This is a genomic window from Vibrio sp. 378, from assembly GCF_033339435.1.
Window position 1 is genome coordinate 1 of the sequence record NZ_JAWOUO010000807.1, and the last position, 601, is coordinate 601.

General features: G+C 47.1%; 1 pseudogene. It reads left to right on the forward strand.

What is annotated here, in order from left to right:
- Positions 1-91: 91 nt before the first annotated feature.
- Positions 92-601, forward strand: a pseudogene (vmeA, locus tag R7Q48_RS28960) (multidrug efflux RND transporter periplasmic adaptor subunit VmeA); the annotation flags it as partial.

Below are 601 nucleotides of genomic sequence, written 5' to 3' on the forward strand. Positions count from 1 at the left end.
GGATAGATGCATATCCACTAATCATAATCGAGCCATTCAGAACGCATTGAATTGGATATTTGTAGGGCTTGCAAAATAAGAGAGATGTTTCATGAGACGTAGAACCACGCTATCGCTGCTGATTGCATCGAGCCTGTTTATGGCGGGATGTCAACCAAGCCAAGAAGGAACTGAGCAAGGTGGTGGCGCCGCTCCCGCCACCGAAGTGAATGTGTTGACGGTTGAACCTGTTCGACAAGCTTTGACGGTTGAGTTGCCGGGCCGCAGCCGTGCATTTAAAGAGGCGGAAGTCCGCCCACAGGTAACGGGTATTATTTCAGAACGTAACTTTGTTGAAGGTGGCGTTGTGGAAAAAGGTCAGTCGTTGTATCAAATTGATGACTCTTCATTTCAAGCGGATTTGCTTAGTGCAGAAGCGGAGCTGATTCGTACGCAAGCTTCTGAAGAATCGACGTTTGCAACCGTTAAACGTTACCGCGCATTGATTACCAAGAAATCGATCAGTCAACAAGATCTGGATGAAGCAGAAGCGGCTTACAAAGAAGCGAAAGCGCAAGTGCTCGTAGCCAAAGCGAAGATCAATACTGCAAAGATCAATTTG